Origin of the sequence: Elioraea sp. Yellowstone (assembly GCF_006704265.1) — a bacterium.
In the GTDB taxonomy this organism is placed as follows: domain Bacteria; phylum Pseudomonadota; class Alphaproteobacteria; order Acetobacterales; family Acetobacteraceae; genus Elioraea.
This window is the reverse complement of sequence record NZ_VIKA01000327.1, coordinates 1-602: the sequence shown is the minus strand read 5'-3', so window position 1 is coordinate 602 and position 602 is coordinate 1. Positions and strand designations below refer to the sequence as shown.

The window sequence follows — 602 nt, the reverse complement described above, 5'->3', positions numbered from 1 at the left end:
GTGGCGAGCGCCGCGGCCGCCCGGTCGGCGCGATCGGGATCGTCGGTCACGCGACCCGCTCCGGCCGTGCGGCCTGGACGGCATAGAGCGCCACCGCGGCCGCGACCGAGACGTTCAGGCTCTCCACCGCGCGCGTCTGCGGCAGCCGCGCCGTCAGGTCGCAGGCCTCGCGCGTCAGCCGGCGCATCCCCTCGTCCTCGGCCCCCAGCACGAGGGCAAGGCGGCGATCGGCGAGGGCGGCGGCATCGAGCGGCCCGGCCGCGCCGGCATCGAGGCCGACGACCCAGAGCCCGGCCTGCTTCAGCGCCTGGAGCGTGCGCGCGAGGTTCACCGCGCGCAGCAGCGGGATGCGTTCGAGGGCACCTGCGGCCGCGCGCGCCATCGCCCCGCCCTCGAGCGGCGCATGGCGGTCCTGCACGATCACCGCGGCCGCGCCGAACGCAGCCGCCGAGCGCAGGATCGCGCCGACATTGCGCGGGTCGGTCACCTGGTCGAGCACCAGGACCGGGCCGGGCGAGGCGGCCAGGACCTCGGCGAGCGGCGGCGGGCGCAGCGGATCGACCAGCGCCGCGAGCCCCTGGTGCACCGCGCCCGGCGGCAGC

1 protein-coding gene is annotated in these 602 nt (G+C 78.6%); it reads right to left on the bottom strand.

The window, feature by feature from the left end:
• Positions 1-46 precede the first annotated feature (46 nt).
• Positions 47-602 (bottom strand): RNA methyltransferase (locus FK498_RS18960; protein WP_141857281.1); only part of this gene is annotated, 556 nt, incomplete at its 5' end.